The organism is Rhodoferax lithotrophicus (genome assembly GCF_019973615.1).
Classification (GTDB): Bacteria; Pseudomonadota; Gammaproteobacteria; order Burkholderiales; family Burkholderiaceae_C; genus Rhodoferax; species Rhodoferax lithotrophicus.
In genome coordinates, this window is the sequence record NZ_AP024238.1 from 4,250,739 (window position 1) to 4,276,828 (window position 26,090).

Genomic DNA, 26,090 nt, shown 5'->3' on the forward strand with positions numbered 1-26,090 from the left:
ATCAATGCTCAGCGATGACCCGCCACGGTAACACCTCACCGCTGCACAAAGGTTTGAGTTCGGCTTGACCAAAAGCAAAACTGGTCGGTGTGATCCAGCTTTCACGGGCCAGCGTGAGTGTGCCGGTGTTGCGCGGCAAGCCGTAAAAATCGGCCCCGTTGAAGCTGGCAAAGGCTTCCAGCTTGTCCAACTTGCCTACCGAATCAAACGCCTGCGCATAAAGCTCCATGGCCGCGTGCGCGGTGTAACAACCGGCGCAGCCAGCCGAATGCTCCTTCAGGTGCACCGCGTGGGGGGCACTGTCGGTGCCCAGAAAAAATTTCTTGTTACCGCTGGTCGCCGCTGCAAGCAGGGCCTGCCGGTGCGTTTCGCGCTTCAACACCGGCAAACAGTAGTAGTGCGGACGGATGCCACCGGTAAAGATGGCATTGCGGTTGAACAGCAGGTGATGAGCGGTCAACGTGGCCGCCAAAAAATCATCCGAGGCTTGCACATAGTCAGCCGCCTCTTGGGTCGTGATGTGCTCAAACACAATTTTGAGTTCGGGAAAATTTTGGCGCAGCGGAATCAATTGGGTGTCAATAAACACCGCTTCACGGTCAAACAGGTCAATCTCGGGGGAGGTGACCTCGCCGTGAATCAGCAGCGGCATGCCCACCCGCTGCATGGCCTCCAGCACCGGGTAGACCTTGCGCATGTCGGTCACCCCGGCATCGCTGTTGGTCGTGGCTCCGGCGGGGTAGAGCTTGACGGCGACCAGGCCAGCATCATGTGCTTTGGCGATTTCATCTGCGGGCAGGTTGTCCGTCAGATAAAGCGTCATCAGGGGCACAAACTTCTGTCCTGGGACAAGCGCAGAAACGATCCGATCCTTGTAGGCCAGGGCTTGAGCCGTATGGGTCACAGGTGGACGCAAATTCGGCATGATCACCGCACGGGCAAACTGCGCAGCCGTATGCGGTACCACGGTGTTCAGCGCCTCGCCATCGCGCACATGAAGATGCCAATCATCCGGGCGTGTCAACGTCAATGTTGTCATTTGAAAATCTTGTAAGAGTGGAAGCAGACTTGTACACCAACTCCCGTACTGTGAGAACCTGGCACCGAATACATCAAAGCACATCGATGCTCAAGAAACGATATGTATTTTTATCCCTTACCAAGGGGCCAACCTGATTTTTTGTAATCTGTCTCGCCCGTCACTTGGAAAAAGTACCCACCAGGACTTACGTACAAAAGCAAATGCACAAAGAAAAACAGCCTAGAAACTTTTGATTTCTAAGCTGTGTTCTATAACGATGTTGTTATGGTGCGGCTGGCAGGAATTGAACCCACGACCCCTTGGTTCGTAGCCAAGTACTCTATCCAACTGAGCTACAGCCGCTAAGCTGTGAATTATACAACGTTTTTTAGTCATCCCCAATCATTACTTGAATCTGCAACCAAAAAGATGATGAAATATTCGAGTAACCACAGCACACATGATGATGAAGCAAACGCCTGAGCAGATGACTGACCACTTTCAGAATCGGCATGTCAAATACTTAAGTTAAAACCTCATCGGATCCATCGGCAAAAAAGTGCCAAAAAGATTACTCTTTGGAAAATTATAGAAATGAAGCATGAAATGTAAAAACGCCCCAGAACCCAAATGGACTCTGAGGCTTATAAACAATGGTAGGCCGTCACAGACTTGAACTGTGGACCAAAGGATTATGAGTCCTCTGCTCTAACCAACTGAGCTAACGGCCCGACCTAGCCCGTAATTGTAAGGGGCTACTTGTGATGGCTCAGCGCATTGCTGACCAATTTAGAGGTGATATCCACAATTTGGATCATCCTGTCATATGCCATACGCGTAGGCCCCACAACACCCAGCTTCCCAACCACCTGGCCATCTACCTCATAGGGCGCAGTCACGATTGACAAATCTTCAAATGGCACAACTTGACTTTCACCACCTATGAAAATGCGTACCCCCTCAGCTTGACCAGTCACATCAAGCAAGCGCATTAGTTGCGCTTTTTGCTCAAAGAGGTCGAAAGCACGACGCAAATGCCCCATATCGTGTGAAAAATCGCTCACTGCCAGCAAATTTCTCTCTCCTGAAATCACAACCTCGTCCTGTGTTTCGGACAAAACCTCAGTATTTGCAGCAACGGCAGCATTCATCAAGCTGGCAATCTCAACCCTCAAGGAATCAACTTCATTTTTGAGCCGCTCATGAACCTGCTCTATGGTCAAGCCAACATAATTGGCATTCAAATAATTTGCAGCCTCAACCAAATGAGCCTGAGAAAAATCGACTTCAGTAAAAATGACCCTGTTTTGCACATCGCCTTCAGGCGACACAATGATGACGAGCAAGCGACGCTGAGACAAACGCAAAAACTCAATGTGCCGAAACACCGAAGTACGCTTTGGAGCGATCACTACGCCAACAAACTGAGAAAGATTAGACAGCAAATTGGCCGCGTTAGAAATCACCTTTTGCGGCTGATCTGAGGCCAGACGATGATCCCCTAAATGACCGCGCTGCACTGTCAGCATGGTGTCCACAAACAACCTGTAGCCCCGTGCAGTTGGAATACGCCCAGCTGATGTATGCGGACTGGCAATCAGACCCAACTCCTCCAAATCCGACATCACATTGCGAATGGTCGCTGGCGAAAGCTCCAAACCCGATGCTCGAGATAAGGTGCGTGACCCCACAGGCTGCCCATCGGCAATATAACGCTCAACAAGCGCTTTCAACAATAACTTGGCACGGTCATCCAGCATCGTTTCATTTTAGTGATGTAATTTACCAATGAAGTCAAATTTCCATCACGTGGCATTGATCGGCAAATACCAAACCATTGCTTCGGGGGCCTCCGGAAGCAGTTCTCGCAGCGCGCTGGAGGCCATTCTGCAATTCCTTGAAGACCTGGGCTGTGAGGTAGTCATAGAGCACGACACGGCCCACAACATGGGTTTGACTGATTATCCAGTTCTGAATGTGGCCCAAATTGGCGCTCGATGCGACCTCGGACTGGTGGTAGGAGGTGACGGCACCATGCTGGGTATAGGTCGCCAGTTGGCATCGTATGGTGTTCCCTTGATTGGTGTTAACCAAGGGCGATTGGGCTTCATTACTGATATTCCCTATGACAGTTTCTCTGACAACCTTGCACGGATGTTGCGCGGCGAATACGAAGAAGACCACCGCAGCCTGATCAATGCAAGGGTGATCCGAGATGGTCATTGCGTTTACAGGGCGATGGCCATGAACGACGTGGTCGTCAATCGGGGAGCAACATCCGGCATGGTGGAACTTCGCGTTGAAGTGGACGGCCATTTTGTTGCCAACCAGCGTGCGGATGGGTTGATCATTGCAACACCCACGGGCTCCACCGCTTATGCATTGTCTTCCGGCGGTCCGTTGCTGCATCCATCGATTCCAGGCTGGGTAATGGTGCCGATTGCACCACATACACTATCAAATAGACCTATTGTGCTTGCTAATACGTCACGAATAGCTATTGAAATAGTAGCAGGAAGGGATGCTAGCGCCAGTTTTGACATGCAATCTCTGGCTTCTTTGATGCATGGTGACCGCATTGAAGTGGAACGATCTGAACACCATGTGCGCTTCCTCCACCCTAAAGGCTGGTCTTACTTTGATACTTTACGGGAAAAATTGCACTGGAACGAAGGAGTAACCCCCACGTGAGTCTTAAACGCATTGTCTTGCGCAACTTTGTGATAGTGCGCGAGCTTGATCTGGATTTTGCAGATGGCTTTACGGTATTGACAGGCGAGACTGGTGCCGGGAAATCCATTTTGATTGACGCATTACAGCTCGTCACTGGTGGACGAGCTGATGTAAATGTCATTCGCGAAGGCAGCGAACGAACCGAAGTCAGCGCCGAGTTTGATACTTCCCCCGATATTTTGCATTGGCTTGATGTTGCCGGGTTTGATCAAGAGACCACACTGATGCTTCGCCGTACCGTCGATACCCAGGGCAAAAGCCGTGCATGGATCAACGCCAGCCCAGCCACAGCCACCCAACTACGAGCCTTGGGTGAACAATTGCTCGACATTCATGGTCAACACGCATGGCAGAGCTTGACTCGTGCAGATGCTGTTCGTGCACTTTTGGATGCCTACGCACAGATATCAACCACAGCAACAGCAGCCACTTGGCAAGCCTGGCGATCTGCGCAAGACCGACTGACCCAAGCCCAAGCATCTCAATCAACATTACTGGGGGAACGTGAACGTCTGATTTGGCAAATAGGTGAACTGGAAAAACTGGCTCCAGGCTCCGATGAATGGCCCTCCCTGAACGCCGAACACGCCAGACTCTCCAATGCACAAGGTTTGCTGGATGCAACACAACAAATTCTGATCTCCCTGGATGAAGCCGATGACAGTGCGCTAAGCCGCATTGGAGGCAGCCTTGATTTGCTTCGAAAAAATGAGCATATAGAACCTGTATTCAAGGCGCTATCCGAGGTTTTGATATCCAGTCTTGTGCAACTGGAAGATGTTGTTCATACGCTACGCTCTTATCTGAGAAAAACAGAACTAGACCCTCAGCGCCTGAATGAGCTCGATGAGCGAATGAGCCATTGGTTATCACTGTCCAAGCGCTACAAGCGACACCCGGAAGATCTTCCCGAGTTGTTGTCTAACTGGCGGGCCGAATTATCCAAGCTGGAGTTGGCATCGGATCTGCAAGGGCTCGAAAAAGCACAAGACGCAGCTTGGCTGGCTTATCAAAACCAAGCTAAATTGCTTTCGAAAGAGCGACATCAACATGCACCACGACTAAGTCAAACGATCACCGAAGCAATGCAAGGGCTGGGCATGCAAGGCGGCCAATTTGAAGTGAGCTTGCAACCACACACCCACCCTACTCAAAGTGGGCTGGAAGAAGTGAGTTTTTTGGTAGCGGGACACGCCGGAAGCACTCCACGTCCGATCAACAAAGTAGCTTCTGGTGGAGAGCTTTCACGCATCGCTTTGGCCATTGCAGTCACCACCAGCCAACTCGGCAGTGCGCAAACATTGATCTTTGACGAAGTTGACTCCGGGGTGGGGGGGGCCGTCGCAGAAACCGTTGGGCGACTCATGCATCAACTGGGCGCTGACCGTCAAGTATTCGCTGTCACGCATCTGCCACAAGTTGCAGCCTGTGCTGATCATCATCTGGTGGTACGTAAACGGACGCAGGGCACCAGCACATTCAGTCAAGTGACCTGTGTAGCTGATGAAGAACGGGTGACCGAGCTGGCACGTATGTTGGGAGGGGAACGCCTGTTGAACAGCACGGTGGCACACGCACGCGATATGCTACAAGCCCAAGGTTCGAACCATGACCACTGACCCTACATCGCTCCATTTGGTGCTTCTTACAGGCATGTCAGGCTCTGGCAAATCGGTTGCGCTGCATGCACTTGAGGACTTGGGCTTTTATTGTGTAGACAACCTGCCCCCCGAATTGCTGTCCTCTTTGATATCACTTGAGCGAACGGGCTCAACCAACCAATTGGCCATTGCCATGGATGTGCGTAGCGCCAGCTCCTTGCCGCTGGTGCCACAGCAACTCCTGGCACTCAAGTTACAAGGCGTTCATGTGGACAGCATTTTTCTGGATGCCAATACCGATATGTTGATCAGGCGTTATTCTGAAACACGCCGACGCCACCCTTTGTCTGAATACCAGAAAACTTCAGCACAAGAGGATCAACGCCACGCATTAACTGAAGCCATTGAGCTTGAGCGCGAACTACTCAGTGAACTCCGTGCCGATGCACATGTGATTGATACCAGCATCATCAGGCCTACACAGCTACAAAGCTATATCAAAGACATTATTTCAGTCACCAATCAACAAATGACTCTGGTGTTTGAGTCATTTTCTTTCAAGCGCGGCCTCCCCAGTGATGCAGACTACGTGTTCGATGTACGCATGCTGCCCAATCCGCATTACGAGCCTACGCTGAGAGCCCTCACTGGCCGTGATGAGCCAGTCATCAAATTTTTTCAACAAGATGCTGAAATGACCCGCATGCTGGCGCAAATTCACGATTTTCTGGAGAACTGGCTCGACGCATTGGCTCACAACCATCGTAGTTATGTCACCGTGGCCATTGGCTGTACCGGAGGACAGCACCGTTCGGTGTACATAGTAGAGCAGCTCAACACACTGTTTTGCCAAAAATGGAGCACCCTCAAGCGCCACCGTGAAATGGATGCGCGCTAGGACGAATGTAATAACTTGCGCACGGGGGCAGGCATGCCCAGTTGCTCCCACTGTGTGGGCTCAAACCAGGCCCCAGAGACGTTAGGAGAGCACGTGCCAGGCAATTCCAGCTGCACCGGGTGTAAATGCAGATCTTTGTGCGTCAGCACATGCTTCACAACGGGTAAATCAATCAGATGCACACGATATGCATCAGGCACTGCGGCCAGCAAAGCCTGCCGGGTATCAAACAGGGTAAAACAATACAACCCAGCCCAAACACCGGGAGTCGGCCGCGGCTCCAGCCACAACGCCCCTTCATCAGTACGTGCCCAAAGCATCCAAATGGATTGGGCGCTGCGTTTGATACGCCGTGTTTTCACTGGAAAAGCCAAAGGATTGGACTGCAAATTGGCTACGCACCGATTTTGCAAAGGGCAAGATGCACACGCGGGTTTTCTGAGGGTGCACAGTGTGGCCCCCAAATCCATCATGCCTTGGGTGTAACGAGGCATGGCGTTGATCAAATCAGTATGCGGCAGCAAAGAGTTAGCTAATTGCCACAATTGCCGCTCATTACCCGCCACAGATAAATCTGATGCAAAGCCGAGGTACCGTGTCAAAACCCGTTTGACATTGCCATCCAGAATCGCGACCCGTTCACTGAAACACAATGAAGCAATCGCTGCTGCCGTGGATGGCCCAATACCAGGCAAGGCTTGCAATTGCTGAGCCGTTTGCGGAAACACACCTGCGTACCGATGCATCACCTCTTGAGCGCAGCGGTGCATATTACGTGCGCGACTGTAGTACCCCAAACCACTCCATAAACCCAACACCTCGTCCAACGAAGCATCAGACAAGGCTGCCACATGCGGAAACTTGCCTAAAAACCGTTCAAAATAAGCTAGGACGGTTCCAACCTGAGTCTGCTGCAGCATGATTTCAGACAGCCAGACCCGATAAGGATCACGCGTATTTTGCCAAGGTAGGTCATGCCGACCATTAGAAGACTGCCAAGCCACAACGGCTTGCGACAGAAACTCGTCCGGCACGAGCGTCAAAACACCTTGATTACTCAAACCGTCGTATCCAAAGCAATCCCAAAGCGCGCTGGTGCAGTCATGTTCAGCAGGTGATCGGTAAGCTCGGACAATTTGGCTTCAACCCCATCCAAATCGGCATTACGTTGATTGACATCAGAAATTCGCTCATCCAGTCCTGTGGATGCCTGTGCAATACGGTCAATAGCTTCCAAACGTCGGGCAAAATTTTTGCGGCGTTCACGCAGTTGCGCATCCAATTGCGAGGCTGCAGACTTGCTCCATGCTTCAATATCCGCCAACGCAGCTTCATGAATGGTCCGCAAGCGCGTTGACAGAGCGCGAACCAATCGATCCGCGAATGCCGGTTGTGCCAGCCGGAAGGCATTACCCAAGCCAAGATACTGCACATGACTGCGCTCAACCAACTCGAGATCCTTTAGATAGGTTTCAATCTCCAGCTCTTCTGGCACTTGCAACGAGAAACCATAATCCGTATTGAGCTGAATGAAGGTGGCCAGAAGCATCGTATGGATTTCAAGTCCTTTGGCATGAACCTGCTGCAAATTGAACCGGAGCTTGTCAAAAGTCTCCCCATACGCCTTCTTAATACCCAGCTTAAATCCTTTTTGCGTCAGGACTGCCGTCAATTCAGCCATCTCAGCACGCAAATTTGTGGGCCCAAGCAAGCTAAAAATATCTCGCAGCAACTTCATATGAACCGAGCGTACCGCATGAATTTTGACCCCGCCGGCATCAAAATCAGCCTGCTCTTGTGCAATGCGTGCGCGCATGTTTTTAATCACCGGGACGTTTTTACCTTGTAACCCCTTGAGCTCCAAAAGTTGCTCGGTCACATCACGTCGACGTATGTGCACTACACGTGCCGTTTCACTGCGCAAGTCTGCGATACCACGTGCAACCGCAGAAGCCAGAATCTTTTGTCTGCGCCCCATGATGCCCTGGCTGAGAGCATCTTCCAAATGCGACAAGCAACTCCGCTTGAGCAAAGTCATATCATTATTGACCTTGGCCAACAGCCCTTTTTGAGCGGAAACGGCCACAACCTGATTGACTGGTACACCCAAAATCTCTGCGGTGGTTTCTTGTTGCCTCTGAATTTGCTGCTGAACCTGTTGCGGGGTATCCAGAGCATCCCACAGCGTATCAATTTTATTGAGTACGACCACACGAGTGGAGGCATCCCGAGAATCTTTAACCAAGTGCTCGCGCCAAATGGACAAATCTGACTGCGTTACACCCGTATCTGCAGCCAGGATAAAGACAATGGCTTGTGCTTGTGGAATCAAACTCACCGTTAACTCAGGTTCAGCCCCAATGGCATTAAGTCCGGGGGTATCCAAAATCACCAACCCTTGCTTAAGCAATGGATGCGCAATATTGATCAATGCGTGTCGCCATTTGGGCACTTCAACCAAACCCTTGGCATCAATCAACGCACTAGGCAAGCTTCCGTCTTCTTGCCAGAAACCAAGAGCCTTGGCATCCTCATGGGTCACTCGTCGGGTTTCCGCCACCTTGGCAAATGACTCTGCCAGCTGTTTGGGGTTGGAGACATCTAGATCAATACGCTCCCATTTTTCAGGCACCATGCGCCATTCCATCAAGCTTTGTGGACGCAATCGCGACTCAATCGGCAATAGACGCAAACAAGGGGGTACATCAGGGTCATAACCCATCTCAGTCGGACACATGGTCGTTCGCCCTGCGCTGGCGGGCATGATACGTCGACCATAATCGGCAAAAAATATGGCGTTGATCAGTTCAGATTTGCCACGTGAAAACTCAGCGACAAAAGCCACCATCACTTTGTCCACGCGAACCTGAGCCTCCAAGCGAAGCAAACGATCCTCCACCGATGCATCCAGCAAGTCTTGTTCTTTGAGCCATTGCGCGAGCAACTTCAGACGCAAGGCAAACTCATGGCGCCACACGCTGTGCTGATCAAATTTTTCGTTAAAAGAAGTTCCCAAAGCGCCTCCGTGCTTGCACGTTTCCATTCAATTTGCTCAATATAGCACCGCCACATAAAGCTTGGGCTTGCAATTGAGTTAGTGTTTTTGACAAACAGGACAATAAAAGGTGGAGCGTTGTCCTTGTCGAATCATCTGGATGGTCGAATCACACCGCTTACATGGCATGTTGGCACGGCCATAAACCATTGCCTCCAGTTGAAAATACCCAGCTTGACCATTTGCACTGGAAAAGTCCTTCAAGGTACTACCACCTTTTTCTACAGCACGCGCAAGCACATCCTTGATGGCAGCGTGCAACCGTACCACCCTTATCCGGCTTAAATCTGCAGCAGAGACCGTTGGGCGAATGGCTGCCATAAATAGTGCTTCAGAGGCATAAATATTGCCAACACCCACCACCAAATCACCCGCCATGAGCACCTGTTTGATGGTCGTCTTGCGCTGACGCAAACCGGATGCGAACAACTTCAGATCAAACGACTCCGACAAAGGCTCCATGCCCAACTGACCAAGTAATTTCACCGCGAGTGCATCTGTCAGGCTCTGCACATAGACAACGGCACCAAAACGGCGAGGATCATTCAACCGCAAAATGCCTTGTGTAGTCACCATTTCAAAATGGTCATGAATACCCACGGGGGGTAACTGTTTGGCAAACCGCAAGGAGCCTGACATCCCCAGATGCACCAATAGCCAGCCTTGATCAAGTTCGATCAATAAGTACTTGCCACGTCGCCCCACCCCAAGCACCCGGCAGCCAGTTAAAAAGGCAACATCACACCCCAACGGCCACCGCAAGGGTTTCCCCATGGTCACGGCCATCACAACAGCCCCCTGAATAGCTTGCGCAAAACTCAATCGGGTAACTTCTACTTCGGGTAATTCAGGCATACATCATTTTTTGAACACGCATGGATTATTATGACCAGATGCGTCTCAAACACCTTTATTTGATCCCCTTGCTGTTGACCCTCAACGTCAACACACCTGCGCAAACCATTCATGAAACAGAGTCAGGGACTCAAATTTCTGCGCTGGACAGTGCATTGTTCTACCAGCTTTTACTTGGCGAACTTAATGCCCGAAGTGATGAACCTGCCAGTGCGTTTTCACTAATTCTTGATGCTGCTCGCCAAACCAATGACCCCGCCCTGTTCAAGCGCGCTGTATACATCGCATTGCAAGCCAGATCAGGTGAGTCCGCCTTGATTGCCGCCAAAGCCTGGAGTCAGGCAATACCTCATTCCAAAGAAGCGAATCGCTACGTTTTGCAGGTTTTATTGGGACTTAATCGTACGGCCGAAGCGCTTGATCCACTCAAGCGCGATATCACACTCACATCAAGTAAAGAGCAAAGTGATGCCATATGGCTCATCCCGGGACTGTTTGAACGATCAAGTGATCGTGTGTTGGCTGCAACAACGGTTCAAAAAGCTTTGGCGAGCTTTCTTACGAACACCAATTTAGGCCCAACCGCCTGGGCGACCATTGGGCGTATGTGGCTCCATGCAGATGTCAAGCCTGCCGCACTTAAGGCCGCCACCAGCGGGTTGGGCATGAGTCCGCGCGCTGAACACCCTGCGTTACTGGCACTATCCTTATTGAACTCCGACGTACCTGCGGCACAAGAGTTGGTGCAAAAACATTTACCTTATGCCCGACCTGAATTTCGTATGGCCTACGTCAAGGTACTCCTCAATGCCAAACATGAATCTGATGCAAAAACACAGTTGGACACTCTTCAAAAGCAAAGTCCAGACTATCCAGATACGTGGCTGATCAATGGGGCATTGGCCATGCAAGATGGCCAAATTCAAGCTGCTCAACAGCAACTTCAGCGCTACCTCGAACTCACCGAGCCCAACACCCATACAACCGCACTCGGAAGTTATGCACGTGGCCGCACGCAGGCTCTTTTTTCACTGGCTCAAATTGCCCAGCAGAGCAAAGATTTCAAACAGGCGGATGCATGGTTGCAACGCATTGATACACCTGAAGATGCCATGCGTGCACAAATCAGGCGCGCCATCCTAGTGGCGCAACAAGGCCAGCTCGAAGCTGCTTTAACGATGATCCAGAATGTTCCCGCGCTGACGACCGATGACCTTCAGCTCCAACAATCTGCACAAATTCAGTTGCTCAAGGATGACAAGCAATATACACGTGCCCGTGCGTTGCTTCAAACGCAACTGACCCAAGACCCGGAGAATCTGGATCTGGTGTACGACTTGGCCATGCTGCAGGAAAAACTGGGCGACATTGACGACATGGAACGCCTGCTGCGCCGGTTGATCAACACCAAACCAGACGACCCGCATGCTTACAACGCCCTAGGATATTCACTGGCAGACCGCGGTTTGCGACTGCCGGAAGCCATTACCCTGATCACCAAAGCCCTGGAGCTGAAGCCCAACGACCCCTTCATCACCGACAGCCTGGCGTGGGCGGAATTTCGCAGCGGAAACCTGGATCGAGCCTTAAAGCTCTTGCAAACCGCTTTCAAAGACAAACCCGATGCCGAAATTGCAGCACACCTAGGTGAAGTGCTCTGGACGCTAAACCGGCAGATGGAGGCACAGGACATCTGGCGGGAAGGCCTCAAGCTCAACCCCAGCAATGAAACACTGATCAACACACTGACTCGCCTGAAAGTTGTTTTGTGAATCACCGTCCCGTTTTGTTGACTGTTCAGTTTATTGCTATTTTATTCATAGCTGGATGCGCAATAAAACCAAGAATCGTCGACCAAAATGATCAAAAAATACCCAGTTGGTATGGTCGTCTGTCCATGCAGGTACAAGGCCATCCAAATGAATCGCCGCCAGAAAAACAATCCTTTAATGCCGCCTTTGGATTACGAGGCACGCCACAGTTTGGATATCTGGATTTTTACAGCCCGTTGGGCAGCACTGCCGCAGCGATTCATTGGACACCCGAATTTGCCAGTTTAGAAACACAAGGTGAAACACACACCTTCGCCGGGCTCAATCCATTAATCCAACATCTGCTAGGCACCGATGTACCTGTCTCCGCCTTGTTCGACTGGTTAAATGGTCGAGAACGAGCAGTCAATGGCTGGGAGGTGAACTTGACGCAATTTGCCCAAGGAAGAATCTCAGCCCAACGCATTTCACCCCTGCCCCAAGCCCAATTACGCATTATTTTGGACAACTGAGCCAGCCTCTACCTTGACGCGCAACCCACGTAGCCATGAAATCGCTCTACGATATTTCCGCCCCCGCCAAATTGAATTTGTTCCTGCACATTGTTGGCAGACGCGCAGACGGCTACCACCTCCTGGAATCGGCTTTTATGCTGATTGACTGGTGCGACACCCTGCACTTTGAATTACGCCATGACGGTCAGATCAGTCGGGAAGACCTGAGTGTGTCACTGCCTGAAAATGACCTGGTGATTCGGGCTGCACGAGCCCTGCAAAAATACAGTGGCTCCGCATTGGGGGTACACATCGCCATAGACAAGCAGATTCCTTCACAAGCAGGCATGGGTGGAGGCTCCTCAGATGCGGCCAGCACATTGCTAGCGCTGAATCGTCTTTGGCAACTCAACCTGGGGCTTGAGGCTTTGCTTCCCATCGGGCTGGCGCTAGGCGCGGATGTCCCTTTTTTTCTAGGCGGTCAAAATGCCTGGGTCAGTGGCATTGGCGAAAAAATGACCCCTATTGATCTACCATCCGCACAGTTTTTAGTGGTCAAGCCTACCGTTGGACTTTCGACTGAGAGAATTTTTTTACATCCAGATTTAAAAAGGGACACAGAACCCGCTATAATTTCAGGCTTCGCTGCAGACGCATTTGACTTTGGTCAAAACGACTTGCAAGCAGTTGCTCAGTGCATATGTCCAGAAATTGACCATGCTTTACATTGGTTGGATCAGATGGGCATGAATGGCAGAATGACTGGTTCTGGAAGTGCGGTATTTGCGCGAACATTGTCCGACAAAAGTAACCAAGTTTTACCTGGTTTTTCCGTCAGGCAATGCGGTAATTTGCCCATTCATCCGCTTTACGGCTGGATAGGTTAAAAAGGTTTTCGGTAAGTCATGTTTCATGACTTACCCGTGTAGGGGAGTCGCCAAGCTGGTTAAGGCACTGGATTTTGATTCCAGCATGCGAAGGTTCGAATCCTTCTTCCCCTGCCAAATTTTCAAGTTGTACATGCATTCAAGTACAACGCAGCAAACAGCGACTAATAAGTTGGGATTTTCATGCAAGCCGATCAACCCCCTGAGTTCATGGTTTTTACAGGCAATGCCAATCCCTCGCTTGCTGCCGATATTGCCCGCTGTCTTAAAACTGATTTAGGTGCCGCCGAGGTTGGCCGTTTCTCAGACGGTGAAGTTACGGTTGAAATCAAGCAGAACGTGCGCGCTCGCGATGTTTTTGTTGTCCAAAGCACCTGTGCACCCACCAATGAAAACCTGATGGAGTTGCTGATCATGGTGGATGCTCTCAAGCGAGCCTCTGCTGAACGCATCAGCGCGGTGATCCCCTACTTTGGTTACGCCCGTCAAGATCGCCGTCCTCGCTCCAGCCGAGTGCCAATTTCTGCCAAAGTCGTGGCCAACATGCTGCAAGCCGTAGGCGTAGCCCGGGTGTTGACCATGGATTTGCACGCTGACCAAATCCAGGGTTTTTTTGATATCCCGGTCGACAACATTTATGCATCTCCGGTGCTGTTGGGCGATTTGCGGCAAAAAAACTATGAAGACCTGATTGTGGTCTCTCCCGATGTGGGAGGTGTGGTGCGTGCACGTGCATTGGCCAAGCAACTCGGTTGCGACCTGGCCATCATCGACAAACGCCGGCCTAAAGCCAATGTCAGTGAAGTCATGCACGTGATTGGAGAAATTGAGGGCCGCAACTGTGTCGTCATGGATGACATGATTGATACTGCGGGCACTTTGGTGAAAGCTGCAGAAGTTTTAAAGCAGCGTGGTGCCAAAAAAGTGTATGCCTATTGCACTCACCCTATCTTCTCCGGCCCAGCCATTGACCGCATTGCCCATGGAGATGCGCTGGATGAGGTGGTCGTGACCAACACCATCCCCTTGAGCCCGGCAGGAAGCGCTTGCGCCAAAATCAGGCAACTCAATGTAGCCCCGTTGATTGCCGAAACCATTCAGCGCATTGCCAAGGGTAAATCCGTCATGAGTTTGTTTTCTGATCAAGAAAATCTTTTCTGATCAGAATCAAAAAGTGGCTGGTGCAACCCTCTGGGTGCACCAGCTTTTTTAATCGGAGTCACACTGGTCGCGGTGGACTCTTACTGGAGTAGAAACTATGAAATTTACCGCTTTTGAGCGTCCCAAGCAGGGTACGGGTGCGAGCCGCCGTCTCCGCATCACCGGTCGCACACCGGGCATCGTTTATGGTGGTTCCGCCGCCCCCCAATTGATCGAAATTGATCACAACGCCTTGTGGCACGCTCTGAAAAAAGAAGTGTTTCACTCCAGTGTATTGACGATGGAACTGGGCGGTACAGAAAGCCCCGTGTTGCTGCGCGACGTACAGGTTCACCCCTTCAAACAACTGATTTTGCACGTGGATTTCCAACGTGTGGATGCCACAACCCGCTTGCACATGAAAGTGCCATTGCACTTCTTCGGTGACGAAAACTCACAAGCGATCAAAACTGAAGGCTGTATTGCCAACCACGTCATCAGCGAACTTGACGTGCTGTGCTTGCCTGGCGATTTGCCTGAGTTCATCAAGGTGGACTTGAGCGGCCTGAAAAAAGGCTCGTCTTTGCACCTGGCCCAGGTTGAAATGCCCAAGGGTGTCAGCGTGGTTGTCCACGGTGGCGACAAAAACCCGGTGGTGGTGTCTGTGGTGGCTGTGGCTGGTGCTGAACCGGCCCCTGCTGAAGCACCCGCTGCTGCAGCCAAACCAGCAGGGAAACCGGCTGCCAAAGCCAAGAAATAAACCACCTTCAGGTTTGCAAAACGGCCCACTGTGTGGGCCGTTTTTTTTGCCTGAAGACTTTTGTATCATCCCGTTATGATTCGACTTTTTGTTGGCCTTGGCAACCCTGGCCCGGACTATGAAGGCACCCGCCATAACGCCGGTTTTTGGTGGATTGATGCTTTGGCGCGTGAACTCAACACCACCTTGGTCATGGATAAAAGTTACCACGGCATGCTTGCGCGTGCCACGGTGCAGGGGCAAACCGTCTGGTTGCTCAAACCACAAACCTTCATGAACCTGAGCGGCAAATCCGTCGCAGCACTGGCCAATTTCTTCAAAATCCCAGCTCAAGACATCCTGGTGGCTCATGATGAGCTGGATGTCACACCCGGTGAGGCCAAACTCAAACTCGGCGGCAGCCACGCCGGGCACAACGGTTTACGAGATATTCACGCCCAATTGGGTACCGACCAATACTGGCGACTGCGTCTGGGCATTGGTCACCCAGGCAACAAAGCCGAAGTGGTTCACTGGGTGCTGAAAAAGCCCTCCCCTGATCATCGCATTGCCATTGAGCAAACCATTGATCGCGCACTCAAGGCCGTTCCTGCCTTCCTGTCTGGCAACATGGAACAAGCCACTCGCTTGATTCACACCAGCAAACCGCCTCGCCCCAAACCACCCAGACCGCAGGCAAACACGACACTGGGTCAAGCAACCCCGCCAGCAACGGATCCGTTCGAGGTCAAAAAATGCGTATGAACCGGGCTTTTTTTTCGGTATCCGCTCGTTTGGGAATATCTTTTTTGATAGCTTCTAGCGCTTACTCCATAAGCTCTAGAGCCGAAAATGTTTATAAATGTGGGGCTTCTTACAGTGCAACGCCTTGCCCCGGAGGAAGTTTGCTTGAACTGAACGACAAACGTGATCCTGCGCAAAGACAACAAACACGAGAGGCTGCACGTCAGGATGCACAGCAAGCCAACGTACTCGAAAAGGAGCGTTTGGCTCAAGAAAAAGCCGCAATGAAACCGGCACCACATTCCATGCGAGCCCCAAACGCCAAGCCCTCAGGCAAGTCTGCACCTGTCATCACCCAAATTACGCCCAAACGACTCAAGAAACCGGGCAAGAAACCGGATGCCTTTATTGCTGAAATACCCGGAACCGAAAAGAAAACCGCCGTTAAAAAAGTGATAAAGAAGAAAAAACCAGCACCGATCTGATCAAGTGCCTCACCAATTTAGGGGACGAGCACTGTCGGCGCACCCGCCGGCAGCGTTGATGTCACGGATACGGCCAAGGTTGGGGTCTGCAGACGATGGTATTTTTGCCACAGTGTTTCACGGCTTTCCACCCATTGGGGGTTCACCGGAATGCAATTCACCGGACAGACCTGCACACACTGCGGCTCCTCAAAATGGCCGACACACTCGGTGCATTTATGCGGGTCAATCTCATAAATATCCGGCCCCATGGCAATCGCATCATTGGGGCATTCGGGTTCACACACATCACAGTTGATGCATTCGTCGGTAATCAGCAAGGCCATGCGGGCCGCCCCCAAAGTTTGAACATGGCCTGATTTTAAAGTTTCGGCTTATTCCGCAATATCGACGTTGTCTTGGTCTGTGCTTTTGACGATCATCACCGGCACACCGGCAGCATGTAACACTTCGTTGGATACCGACCCCAGCAAGGCACTGCGCAGCGCACTGGTACCACTGGCCCCCATCACCACCAGATCACAACCATAGTTTTCCAGAATATCCACCAGGGTGTGGGCCGGGTCGCCGGAGGCCACCTCGGTTTCATAAGGCAAACCAGCCGCATCCAGCAATTGCTGCGCCGCTTGCAAAATGTGAGCACCCGCAGCAGCACTGGCTTGCTGAATCACCTGTGGGTCATGTGCCACCATCAGTTCATACAAACTGGCCGGTTCCTGCACATTGACCAGCACCACCTGGGTAGTGAGGCCGTCACCGGCCATACGAATGGCAAATCGAACCGCATCCAGGGCCATGGTCGAACCATCAAAAGGCAAAAGAATCTTCATGTTTTCTCCAAAAATTGTTGGTTACGCAGCCGCTGATGGGCACACTTTCTGTTGCAGCCGCAGATTGACACTGGGCGACACAAACTTATCCACCTCGCCCCCCAGTGTGGCGATTTCGCGTACAAAAGTACTGGAAATAAACTGGTATTTGTCGCCGGGGGTCAAAAAAACGGTTTCCACATCGGGCATCAGACTGCGGTTCATGCCCGCGAGCTGGAATTCATAGTCAAAGTCGGTCACCGCACGCAAGCCACGCACCATGGCCCGAGCCCCGCGAGCCACCACAAAATCACGCATCAGGCCTTCAAAACTCTCCACTTGAACGCCTGGATAGGGGCGCACAGCCTCTCGCGCCATGTCGATGCGTTCAGCCAAAGAAAACATGGTTTTTTTATGATGCCCGGCGGCCACGGCCACGATCACATGCGCAAACAACTGCGCTGCCCGGCGCACCACGTCTTCGTGGCCGAGGGTGATTGGATCAAACGTGCCAGGATAAACGGCGATCAAGTCATTGGACATGGTCAAAAATTGCTCCGGTTGAGATGCCGGGCATTATCAACCCGCCACCGCTACGTCGACTTCAAGCCGCTGGAGCAAATGTGCATGCACCATGCCCGCTTTCAGGTGCCGATGCAGCCGCAAACCCATCGGCTGCAGTTGCGCATCCGTCCATTGGACCGGGGCCTCCAGGTAAATCCAGCCCCGCGTTGAGACCGCTTGGGCAGCCGCCAAAACCGCCGCCTCAAACAGGTCTGACTCAAACGGTGGGTCCAGAAAAATCAACTCCAGACTACCCGCCAGCGCATGACGCAAGACCGACACGCCCTCACCACGGGTGATCTGCACCACATGGGCTTGCAAATGGGTTTGTACCCGCCTGAGTTGCGCCACCAACGCCGCATCCTGCTCCACCAATTGCACCTGTGCCGCGCCACGTGACGCAGCCTCGAAGCCCAGTACACCGGTACCTGCAAACACATCCAGGCAACGCCATCCAGTCAAATCCTGGCCCAGCCAGTTGAACAGGGTTTCCCGCACCCGATCCGGGGTGGGGCGCAAGCCGGGTTTGTCAGCCACTTGTAGCTTGGTGCGCTTCCATTGGCCTCCGATGATGCGGATTTCATGGCTTTGCACCAGCCGTGGTCGGGGTGGGCGTGGTTTGACTGGCGGGCGTTCGTTTTTCATGCGCCCAATCTTAGAGCATGTGCTGACAGGATTTGCCCCGCACATGGCGGGACAAGCATGCCCGAAGACCCCCGCTCAATCCGTTGCCCCGGATGGCTGGGCCGGTGTACCGCCCAGCACCACGGTGGCCATGCTTTGGGGCTGCAGTTTGCGCTGGAAAGCGGCACGAATCTGCGCCGTGGTGAGTTTGTCCACCTGCTGCGTCCAGGTGTCCAGGTAATCCAGTGGCAGTTGGTTCCAGGCGATGTTGGCCACGTTGTCGAGGAGTTTGCGGTTGCTGTCAATACGCAAGGCAAAGCCGCCCATCAGATGATCTTTGGCGGCCTTGAGTTCAGCCTCCGTCGGGCCATCCGTCACAAAACGCGCCAGCACGTCACGCGCCACATCCAGGGCCTGATTAGCCTGATCGGGCCGGGTTTGCAAGCCCACGGTGAACGCGCCCGCATGCAGAGCCGGTGAAAAATAGCTGTATACGCTGTAGCTCAAACCGCGCTTTTCCCGCACCTCGTGAGTCAGGCGCGACACAAAGCCACCGCCCCCCAGGATGTAATTGCCCACCGTCAAGGCAAAGTAGTCAGGGTCGTCGCGCTTGAAGCCTGGCTGCCCCATCAGCACATGGGCTTGCGCTGAATCAAAAGGGATACGTACTTCACTGGCGTGCTGCAACGGGGCCACTTCAGGCACAGCGGGCAGAACCAGACAAGCCTGCGTCGGTGTTGCCCCGACACCAGACGCTGCCGCGAGTCTGGACAACAAACTCGTCACCAACCCATCGGCCTGAGCCCGGTCCACCGCTCCAACCACCGTCACCTTGGCTCGGCAAGGCAACAGGCTTTGCCGCTGCAAAGCCGCCATCTGGGCGACATCGATATGCGCCAGCGACTCCTGCGTCACCTCATACCCATAGGGGTGCGGGCCATACACCGCCTGGTTGAAGGCCCGGTCAGCCAATGTGGCGGGGCGGGTGTTGGCTTCACGGATCGAGGCCTGCATCGCCTCACGCTCACGCTGCCAGACATCGACCGGAAAGGAGGGCTGCGCCAACTGCCGCGCCGCTAACTGCACCGCCTGGGCCAGCAAATCCGGGTAGGTCAGTGAGCGCAAGGCAAAACTCATGCGGTCACTGGTGGCATGCCCGCCAAAGCTGGCTCCCAGATCGGCCCAGGCTTCGCCCAGGGCGTTTTCGTCCATGGCGGGCTCAGCAGGCGAACCACCGGCTTGTATCCCTTTGGACATCATGGCCGCGGTCACGCTGGCCAAACCAGCGTGGTCCACGGGGTCGCGGCGGCTTCCGGCATCAAAATCCAGTTGCACATCCACCATCGGAATCGCGGCACTTTGTACCAGAAACACCTGCGCCCCGCTGGCTTGTGTCCAGTGTTCGATGGGAATGGCGGCCCATGCAGAATTTATAAGAAATAGGCCTGTAGCGCTTATGGATAATGCGTAAGAAGCTATGTTTTTTATAGTTTTCATGACGTTCATGAGAGGTTTCAGTGGCGTGACCCAGCCATGGGCTTGCGGGCTTGACGGGTTTTGTCCAGAGGTTGCGGCACCAGGTAGGCCACGGTGAGGGCATCGTCACCAAAATAGCGCTGCGCCACCGCCTGCACCTGCTCCGCCGTGATGCCGCGCAATCGGGCAATCAGCTGTTCACCCGCATCCACGCCCAAGCCTTGCGCCCATTGCGTGCCCAGCTCACGCGCCTGGTTGAACAACGAATCGAGCTTGTACACCTCAGAGGCTACCCACTGGGTTTTGACCCGCGCCAATTCGGCCGGGGTAACACCCTCACGCGCGATCCGAGCCACCTGAGCCTTCAGTGCCTCCTCCACCTGCTGGGTCGTTTTACCTGGAGCGGGCACGCCCATCAGCATGAACAATTGCGGGCCACGCCCCCACAAACCGTTGTAAGCCCCGGCACTGTCAGCCACCCGATCCGGGCCCTGCGTCAAAGCACGCTCCAGCCGGGAACCGCTGTAACCGTCCAGCACCGCCGCCAACACGGTCAGCGCCAAGGCATCGGTATCGTCAGGTGCATCTGCGCGCAGCTGCAAGCTGGGCACTTTGTACGCCAGGCTGACGTTGGCCTGCTCGGCCGGGGCCTTGAAAGCCAGCCGTTTCAGACCAACTTGCACCGGCTCTTCACGTGGCTTGCGCTCTGGCACCGCTTGGGCAGGCAGGCTGCCATAGTATTTTTCAGCCCAGGCTTTGACCTGATCCACGTCCACATCACCAGCCACCACCACCGCCGCATTGGCAGGCACATACCAGCGCCGGTAAAAATCGCGTGCATCCTGCGCGGTCAGGGCCTGCAGATCACTCATCCAGCCGACAATTGGCCGGCGGTACGGAGAAGCTACAAAAACAGAAGCATTCAGCGCTTCATTCATAAGCGCCAGAGGGTTATCTTCTGTGCGCATGCGGCGCTCCTCCTTGACCACTTCCAGCTCTTTTTTAAACTCTGCATCGGGCCACTGGTTGTGGGCAAACCGATCGGCTTCGAGCCGCATCACCTCTTCCAGCCGGGCTGACGGAATTTGCTGGTAATAGCCGGTGTAGTCGTGGCTGGTGAAGGCATTTTCACGGCCTCCCAGTGCCGCCACCCGGCGCGAAAACTCACCCGCAGGCACCGTGGGGGTGCCCTTGAACATCATGTGTTCCAGCACATGGGCCACGCCCGACGTACCATCCACCTCGTCGATGGACCCCACACGCACCCACAACATGTGCACGGCGGTAGGTGCCCGCCGATCGGGTTTGACAATCAGTGTCATGCCGTTGGACAAACTGAACTGCCGGGCCACGGCCGGAGCCGTTTCAACAGAATGGGGCACCGGTGAAGCGACGGCAGCAGCAACCAGCCCCAGGCTAAGCCCAAAGGCTATCGAAGAGCGCAAGAAAAATGAGGCGTTGTGTTTCATAGAATGCAGTGATACCACGAACCCACAAAATGTTCAGTTTTTTCAGAAAAAAATCCCCTCCTCCCGTCCAACCGACGGTTGTGGCACCACCTGCGCCGCAAGAACAACCGGTGATCCGGCAAGAACCGACACCCGAACGCTTGCCCGAGACGAGTCGTGCGCCAGCATCCCCCCCGTCTGCGGCCAGCAACATGCCCGAAGCCGTGGCAACACCGGCCCGCAAATCCTGGATCGACAAACTCAAGGCGGGTTTGCGCAAAACCGGAGCCAGCATCGCCACCGTCTTCACCGGCACACAAATTGACGATGCGCTGTACGAAGACCTGGAAGCCGCCTTGCTGATGGCCGACACCGGTGTCAAAGCCACCGAGCATTTGTTGCAAGACCTGAAACGCCGTGTCAAAGACAGCAAAACCACCGACCCCGCTGCCGTCAAAGGCTTGCTGGTGGAATCGTTGACCAGCCTGCTCACGCCGCTGCAAAAGCCGCTGCTGATTGGCCGCTTCAAGCCCACGGTGATCATGGTCGCCGGGGTTAATGGTGCGGGCAAAACCACATCCATTGGCAAGCTGACCCGCCATTTGGCCACCTCCAACGCCAGCGTGCTGCTGGCCGCCGCAGACACCTTCCGGGCTGCGGCACGTGAGCAACTCGGCGTGTGGGCGGATCGCACGGCGGTCGACATCATCAGCCAGGACGGCGGGGACCCCGCTGCGGTGGCGTTTGATGCCGTCAGTGCTGGCAAGGCACGTGGGCGTGATGTGGTGCTGGTGGATACCGCCGGGCGCTTGCCAACCCAGTTACATTTGATGGAAGAGTTGAAAAAAATCAAGCGGGTGGTGCAAAAAACCGGCCCTTGCAATGACAACGCCAATCTCTCCAGCAGCACCGAGGCCAGCAGCCTGCCACCACATGAGGTGTTGCTGGTGATTGACGGCAACACCGGCCAGAACGCCCTGACCCAGGTCAAGGCCTTTGACGATGCACTGGGCCTGACCGGCCTGATCGTTACCAAACTGGACGGTACCGCCAAGGGTGGCGTGCTGGCGGCGATTGCCCGTGAACGGCCCATTCCGGTGTATTTCATTGGCGTGGGCGAAAAACTGGAAGACCTGGAAACCTTCAACGCCCGGGAGTTTTCCCAGGCGTTGCTGTCCTGAAGCGCCCCTGTCACGCCAGTCGGATTGCTTCGCTGTGTCTCAAGCCACTTTTTCGCGCCCGGTGCTGGGCATTGACTTCGGCACCTCCAATTCTGCCGCCGCGCTGGTTGATGCCCAAGGGCAGCTACACCCGATCACGCTGGAGGGCACACGCAGTGCCATGCCAACCGCACTGTATTTTTCCAACGAAGACGGCCAGCTGTCCTTTGGTACGGCCGCCATGCAGCAGTATTTGACCGATGTACAGGACGGCGTGGGGGCTGGTCGACTGATGCGTGCCATCAAAAGCTTGTTGGGCAGCACCCTGATCAACGAGCAAACCGTGGTGAATGGTCGCAGCCTGAGTTTTTTTGAGATCGTGGTGCTGTTTTTCCGCGAGCTCAAACACCGTGCAGAAACACAGTTGGGCTATGGCATCTCTGCCGCCATGCTGGGTCGTCCGGTGCATTTTGTCGATGACAACCCCGAGCGCGACGCACTGGCCCAAGCCACGCTGCAACGTGCCGCCCACGCAGCAGGCTTTACCCAGGTCGCTTTCGAGATGGAACCGATTGCCGCCGCCTTTGACTTTGAGCGGCGCATCACTGCCGACACTCAGGTGCTGGTGGCCGACATCGGTGGCGGCACCTCTGACTTCACCATGATCCAGCTTCACGCCGGATCACCGCGCGCACACAACCGAAGCCAGGACATTCTGGCCACCCGTGGCATCCATCTCGGCGGCACTGATTTTGACCGTTTGCTGGATCTGGCCTGTGTCATGCCCCTGCTGGGTTACGGACAACGTACCCCCAGCGGACGCGAATTGCCCAACCGCATTTTTTACGAGCTGGCCACCTGGCATTTGGTCTACCACACCAGCAGCCGCAAGAGCCTGGCAGAGGCTCGGGAACTGTGGCACAACTACACCGACCAGGCACAGCACCAGCGTCTGATGCATGTGCTGACCGAACGCCTGGGACATCAGTTACTGGCCATGGTGGAGCTGGCCAAAATTTCCTGCTCCGAAAGCCATCGCAACAGCCCCATCAACCTGAGCGGCCTGAGCATGAGCAGCCTCCCCACCGAGGCGACGGCAGTACTTGACCCGCCAACTCTGCAGCAGGTGTTGCAAAAGCCACTGAGCGCCATCACGGCCTGTGCCTGCCAATGTGTGGCCGCGTCCGGGCTACAACAGCCCGAGGTGATTTACCTCACAGGTGGCTCATCGGCGCTGAGCCCGCTGGTGGACCAATTAACCAACGCTTTCCCGCATGCCCGCATAGTCCACGGCGACCGTTTCGGCGGGGTTGCCAATGGCCTGGCCTGGGCGGCGCAGTGTGATACGCCCGATTCTCTGGTGGCATCGAAGAATATCTGATGCCGAATTTGGAATTGGACAATCAGTTGTGCCATGATTCACCGTGGCTTGGATCCTTGGGTTTTGTAGTGTTGGGCATTTGCGCAACCACAGATTAGCCCGCAAAAGCCATTTTTTAAAATCCAATGCTTGCAACAATTTCAGAACGTCGAAAATTGCGCGTTTGAGATTTGCCTTGTCCTCTACTGATACATACCATGTCGTCTCTTACCCCTCAGGAAATCGTTGCCGAACTTGATAAACACATTGTGGGTCAACAGCAGGCCAAACGTGCCGTGGCCATTGCACTGCGCAACCGTTGGCGCCGGCAGCAAGTCAGTGCCGACTTGCGCGCCGAGATCACGCCAAAAAACATTCTGATGATTGGTCCCACCGGGGTGGGTAAAACCGAAATTGCCCGCCGTCTGGCGCGCTTGGCCGATGCCCCCTTCATCAAGGTCGAGGCCACCAAATTCACCGAAGTGGGTTACGTGGGTAAGGATGTCGATGCCATCATTCGTGATCTGGCAGACATTGCCATCAAACAAACCCGCCAGACCGAGACGCAAAAAGTCCGTGAGCGCGCCGTTGATGCGGCAGAAGACCGGGTGCTGGACATTCTGATCCCGCCGCCCCGTCAGGAGTTCGGCGTGATGGCACAAGACGAGCCAGAAAGCACTGCGCGCCAGACCTTCCGGAAAAAGCTGCGCGAAGGCCAACTTGATGACCGTGAGATCGAACTGGATGTGGCCCCCAATACGCCGCAACTTGAAATCATGGGACCCGCGGGCATGGAAGAAATGACCGAACAATTACGCGGCATGTTTGGCCAACTCAATCAAGCCAAAAAGCAAAAACGCAAACTGAAGATTGCCGAGGCGCTCAAACTCCTGGTGGAAGAAGAAGCCGCCAAACTGGTGAACGAAGACGACATCAAAACCCAGGCACTCCAGATGATGGAGCAAAACGGTATCGTGTTCATCGACGAGATTGACAAAGTGACCTCGCGCACGGAGGGCAGCGGGGCAGATGTGTCACGCCAAGGGGTACAACGCGATTTGCTGCCCCTGGTCGAAGGCACCACCGTGTCCACCAAATATGGCATGGTCAAAACTGACCACATCCTGTTCATCGCCTCGGGGGCTTTCCATTTGAGCAAGCCCAGTGACTTGATCCCAGAGCTGCAGGGGCGTTTCCCGATCCGGGTGGAACTGCAATCGCTGTCGGTAGACGACTTTGTCGCCATCCTCACCCAAACCACTGCGTCACTGGTCAAGCAATACCAGGCCCTGTTGGCCACCGAAAACGTCACGATTGAATTTGCCGATGAAGGCATCCAGCGCCTGGCACAAATTGCGTTTGACGTGAATGAACGCACCGAGAACATTGGTGCACGCCGCCTCTCCACGGTGATGGAGCGTTTGCTGGACGAAGTCAGCTTTGAGGCCTCTCATCTGGCGGGGCAAACAGTGCAAGTGAATGCCGCCTATGTGGATTCCAGACTCGCAGAGCTCAGCCAAAACGAAGACTTGAGCCGTTACATCCTGTAACAAGGAAAGTTTCCTCAGGCACTGCATTAATAACGCCTTCTAAGTCCTTAATTTAGAACATCTTTTGATTTTTTGAAGATTAAAAGTAGCTTCTAAGTCTTTGATTTCATTGAAAAAATTTATTTTTGCAACCAAGTTGCCGGGTTTGGTTTTGCTGGTACAGTGCAAAAAAGTGCAATTTAGTGGTGAATTGTGCTTTTACACCACCACTTTCCAGTTTTACCCATCCGCCAAAGGTTTGCAATCGTGTTTCAAGGGGCTTCCTCACTCAGTCTGGACGCAAAGGGACGGCTGTCTGTGCCGACCCGGCATCGTGACGTGTTGAGTGCCACCGCCAACGGGCAGCTCACCATCACCAAGCATCCACACGGCTGTTTGATGATCTTCCCGCGTCCTGAGTGGGAAAAATTCCGTGAACGTATTGCTGCCTTGCCCATGTCGGCCCAATGGTGGAAGCGGATTTTTCTGGGCAACGCCATGGATGTGGAACTTGATGGCACCGGGCGTGTGCTGATTTCGCCCGAGTTGCGCGCTGCCGCAGGCATTAGCAAAGAATCCGTTCTGCTGGGCATGGGCAACTTCTTTGAGCTTTGGGACAAAGCCACTTACGAGGCCCAAGAAGCCCAGGCCATGCAGGGTGAAATGCCCGATGTCTTCAAAGATTTTTCTTTCTAA

The 26,090-nt window shown here is 53.8% G+C and carries 25 protein-coding genes and 3 tRNA genes; 15 read left to right on the forward strand and 13 right to left on the reverse strand.

The window, feature by feature from the left end; genetic code table 11:
* Window position 1: 1 nt before the first annotated feature.
* From pyrC to hrcA, 4 genes are all read right to left on the reverse strand, one after another.
* Window positions 2-1,039 carry a dihydroorotase gene (gene pyrC / locus LDN84_RS19570; protein WP_223905103.1) on the reverse strand — a complete coding sequence of 346 codons (1,038 nt, stop codon included), beginning with the start codon at window positions 1,037-1,039 and terminating at the stop codon, window positions 2-4.
* Window positions 1,040-1,307: 268 nt separating this feature from the next.
* Window positions 1,308-1,384: transfer RNA gene (locus tag LDN84_RS19575), tRNA-Arg, on the reverse strand.
* Window positions 1,385-1,675: 291 nt separating this feature from the next.
* Window positions 1,676-1,752: transfer RNA gene (locus tag LDN84_RS19580), tRNA-Ile, on the reverse strand.
* Window positions 1,753-1,776: 24 nt separating this feature from the next.
* Window positions 1,777-2,781, reverse strand: coding sequence for a heat-inducible transcriptional repressor HrcA (hrcA, locus tag LDN84_RS19585; RefSeq protein WP_223905104.1), 1,005 nt, complete (start codon window positions 2,779-2,781; stop codon window positions 1,777-1,779).
* Window positions 2,782-2,809: 28 nt separating this feature from the next.
* Here hrcA and LDN84_RS19590 point away from each other — a divergent pair, with 28 nt between their 5' ends.
* From LDN84_RS19590 to rapZ, 3 genes are read left to right on the forward strand one after another with little or no spacing between them, the layout of a single operon-like run.
* Window positions 2,810-3,712, forward strand: a complete 903-nt coding sequence (locus LDN84_RS19590) for an NAD kinase (RefSeq protein WP_223905106.1) — start codon at window positions 2,810-2,812, stop codon at window positions 3,710-3,712.
* A complete protein-coding gene (gene recN / locus LDN84_RS19595; protein WP_223905108.1) occupies window positions 3,709-5,373 on the forward strand; it encodes a DNA repair protein RecN in 1,665 nt (554 codons plus the stop codon). Before LDN84_RS19590 ends, recN begins: the two co-directional genes overlap by 4 nt.
* Window positions 5,363-6,253 (forward strand): RNase adapter RapZ, encoded by an 891-nt coding sequence (gene rapZ, locus LDN84_RS19600; protein WP_223905110.1) that lies wholly within the window; start codon window positions 5,363-5,365, stop codon window positions 6,251-6,253. Before recN ends, rapZ begins: the two co-directional genes overlap by 11 nt.
* Here the strand turns inward: rapZ and mutY are convergent.
* From mutY to mutM, 3 genes are all read right to left on the reverse strand, one after another.
* Complete coding sequence (gene mutY / locus LDN84_RS19605) at window positions 6,250-7,314, reverse strand: A/G-specific adenine glycosylase (RefSeq protein WP_223905112.1); 1,065 nt, start codon at window positions 7,312-7,314, stop codon at window positions 6,250-6,252. The two genes, rapZ and mutY, sit on opposite strands and share 4 nt — an antisense overlap.
* Window positions 7,311-9,269, reverse strand: coding sequence for a dynamin family protein (locus LDN84_RS19610; RefSeq protein WP_223905114.1), 1,959 nt, complete (start codon window positions 9,267-9,269; stop codon window positions 7,311-7,313). Before LDN84_RS19610 ends, mutY begins: the two co-directional genes overlap by 4 nt.
* Window positions 9,270-9,347: 78 nt before the next feature.
* A complete protein-coding gene (gene mutM / locus LDN84_RS19615; protein ID WP_223905116.1) occupies window positions 9,348-10,163 on the reverse strand; it encodes a bifunctional DNA-formamidopyrimidine glycosylase/DNA-(apurinic or apyrimidinic site) lyase in 816 nt (271 codons plus the stop codon).
* A 20-nt stretch (window positions 10,164-10,183) separates the two neighbouring features.
* Here mutM and LDN84_RS19620 point away from each other — a divergent pair, with 20 nt between their 5' ends.
* The 8 genes from LDN84_RS19620 to LDN84_RS19655 all read left to right on the forward strand — a co-directional run bounded on the left by LDN84_RS19620 (window position 10,184) and on the right by LDN84_RS19655 (window position 16,424).
* A complete protein-coding gene (locus tag LDN84_RS19620) occupies window positions 10,184-11,935 on the forward strand; it encodes a tetratricopeptide repeat protein (protein WP_223905118.1) in 1,752 nt (583 codons plus the stop codon).
* Window positions 11,932-12,447: a lipoprotein insertase outer membrane protein LolB gene (locus LDN84_RS19625; protein WP_223905120.1), complete on the forward strand. Its 516-nt coding sequence runs from the start codon at window positions 11,932-11,934 to the stop codon at window positions 12,445-12,447. Before LDN84_RS19620 ends, LDN84_RS19625 begins: the two co-directional genes overlap by 4 nt.
* Window positions 12,448-12,482: 35 nt before the next feature.
* On the forward strand, window positions 12,483-13,316 hold the full coding sequence (gene ispE, locus LDN84_RS19630; RefSeq protein WP_223905122.1) for a 4-(cytidine 5'-diphospho)-2-C-methyl-D-erythritol kinase: 834 nt from the start codon (window positions 12,483-12,485) through the stop codon (window positions 13,314-13,316).
* Between the two features lie 40 nt (window positions 13,317-13,356).
* A tRNA-Gln gene (locus tag LDN84_RS19635) sits at window positions 13,357-13,433 on the forward strand.
* 66 nt (window positions 13,434-13,499) lie between these two features.
* A complete protein-coding gene (locus LDN84_RS19640; protein ID WP_223905124.1) occupies window positions 13,500-14,477 on the forward strand; it encodes a ribose-phosphate pyrophosphokinase in 978 nt (325 codons plus the stop codon).
* A gap of 97 nt (window positions 14,478-14,574) precedes the next feature.
* On the forward strand, window positions 14,575-15,216 hold the full coding sequence (locus LDN84_RS19645; protein WP_223905126.1) for a 50S ribosomal protein L25/general stress protein Ctc: 642 nt from the start codon (window positions 14,575-14,577) through the stop codon (window positions 15,214-15,216).
* Between the two features lie 75 nt (window positions 15,217-15,291).
* A complete protein-coding gene (gene pth, locus LDN84_RS19650) occupies window positions 15,292-15,960 on the forward strand; it encodes an aminoacyl-tRNA hydrolase (RefSeq protein ID WP_223905128.1) in 669 nt (222 codons plus the stop codon).
* A 140-nt stretch (window positions 15,961-16,100) separates the two neighbouring features.
* The gene (locus tag LDN84_RS19655; RefSeq protein ID WP_223905130.1) at window positions 16,101-16,424 is read left to right on the forward strand and encodes a hypothetical protein; all 324 of its coding nucleotides are present in this window, start codon (window positions 16,101-16,103) and stop codon (window positions 16,422-16,424) included.
* 17 nt (window positions 16,425-16,441) lie between these two features.
* Here LDN84_RS19655 and LDN84_RS19660 read toward each other — a convergent pair whose 3' ends face one another.
* From LDN84_RS19660 to LDN84_RS19685, 6 genes are all read right to left on the reverse strand, one after another.
* A complete protein-coding gene (locus tag LDN84_RS19660; RefSeq protein ID WP_223905132.1) occupies window positions 16,442-16,750 on the reverse strand; it encodes a YfhL family 4Fe-4S dicluster ferredoxin in 309 nt (102 codons plus the stop codon).
* Window positions 16,751-16,798: 48 nt separating this feature from the next.
* Complete coding sequence (locus LDN84_RS19665; RefSeq protein ID WP_223905133.1) at window positions 16,799-17,254, reverse strand: universal stress protein; 456 nt, start codon at window positions 17,252-17,254, stop codon at window positions 16,799-16,801.
* A 21-nt stretch (window positions 17,255-17,275) separates the two neighbouring features.
* A complete protein-coding gene (gene coaD / locus LDN84_RS19670) occupies window positions 17,276-17,776 on the reverse strand; it encodes a pantetheine-phosphate adenylyltransferase (RefSeq protein WP_223913175.1) in 501 nt (166 codons plus the stop codon).
* A gap of 36 nt (window positions 17,777-17,812) precedes the next feature.
* Complete coding sequence (rsmD, locus tag LDN84_RS19675; protein WP_223905135.1) at window positions 17,813-18,442, reverse strand: 16S rRNA (guanine(966)-N(2))-methyltransferase RsmD; 630 nt, start codon at window positions 18,440-18,442, stop codon at window positions 17,813-17,815.
* A 75-nt stretch (window positions 18,443-18,517) separates the two neighbouring features.
* Complete coding sequence (locus tag LDN84_RS19680) at window positions 18,518-19,918, reverse strand: M16 family metallopeptidase (RefSeq protein WP_223905137.1); 1,401 nt, start codon at window positions 19,916-19,918, stop codon at window positions 18,518-18,520.
* Window positions 19,919-19,935: 17 nt separating this feature from the next.
* Entirely contained in the window at window positions 19,936-21,366 is a 1,431-nt protein-coding gene (locus LDN84_RS19685; RefSeq protein ID WP_435405904.1) for a M16 family metallopeptidase, read from the reverse strand.
* A gap of 29 nt (window positions 21,367-21,395) precedes the next feature.
* On the opposite strand from LDN84_RS19685, the gene ftsY reads away from it, so the two are divergent.
* The 4 genes from ftsY to mraZ all read left to right on the forward strand — a co-directional run bounded on the left by ftsY (window position 21,396) and on the right by mraZ (window position 26,090).
* Window positions 21,396-22,526 (forward strand): signal recognition particle-docking protein FtsY, encoded by a 1,131-nt coding sequence (gene ftsY, locus LDN84_RS19690; protein WP_223905139.1) that lies wholly within the window; start codon window positions 21,396-21,398, stop codon window positions 22,524-22,526.
* 34 nt (window positions 22,527-22,560) lie between these two features.
* Window positions 22,561-23,886, forward strand: a complete 1,326-nt coding sequence (locus LDN84_RS19695; RefSeq protein ID WP_223905141.1) for an Hsp70 family protein — start codon at window positions 22,561-22,563, stop codon at window positions 23,884-23,886.
* A 197-nt stretch (window positions 23,887-24,083) separates the two neighbouring features.
* Complete coding sequence (gene hslU, locus LDN84_RS19700; RefSeq protein WP_223905143.1) at window positions 24,084-25,415, forward strand: ATP-dependent protease ATPase subunit HslU; 1,332 nt, start codon at window positions 24,084-24,086, stop codon at window positions 25,413-25,415.
* 246 nt (window positions 25,416-25,661) lie between these two features.
* Window positions 25,662-26,090, forward strand: a complete 429-nt coding sequence (mraZ, locus tag LDN84_RS19705; RefSeq protein ID WP_223905145.1) for a division/cell wall cluster transcriptional repressor MraZ — start codon at window positions 25,662-25,664, stop codon at window positions 26,088-26,090.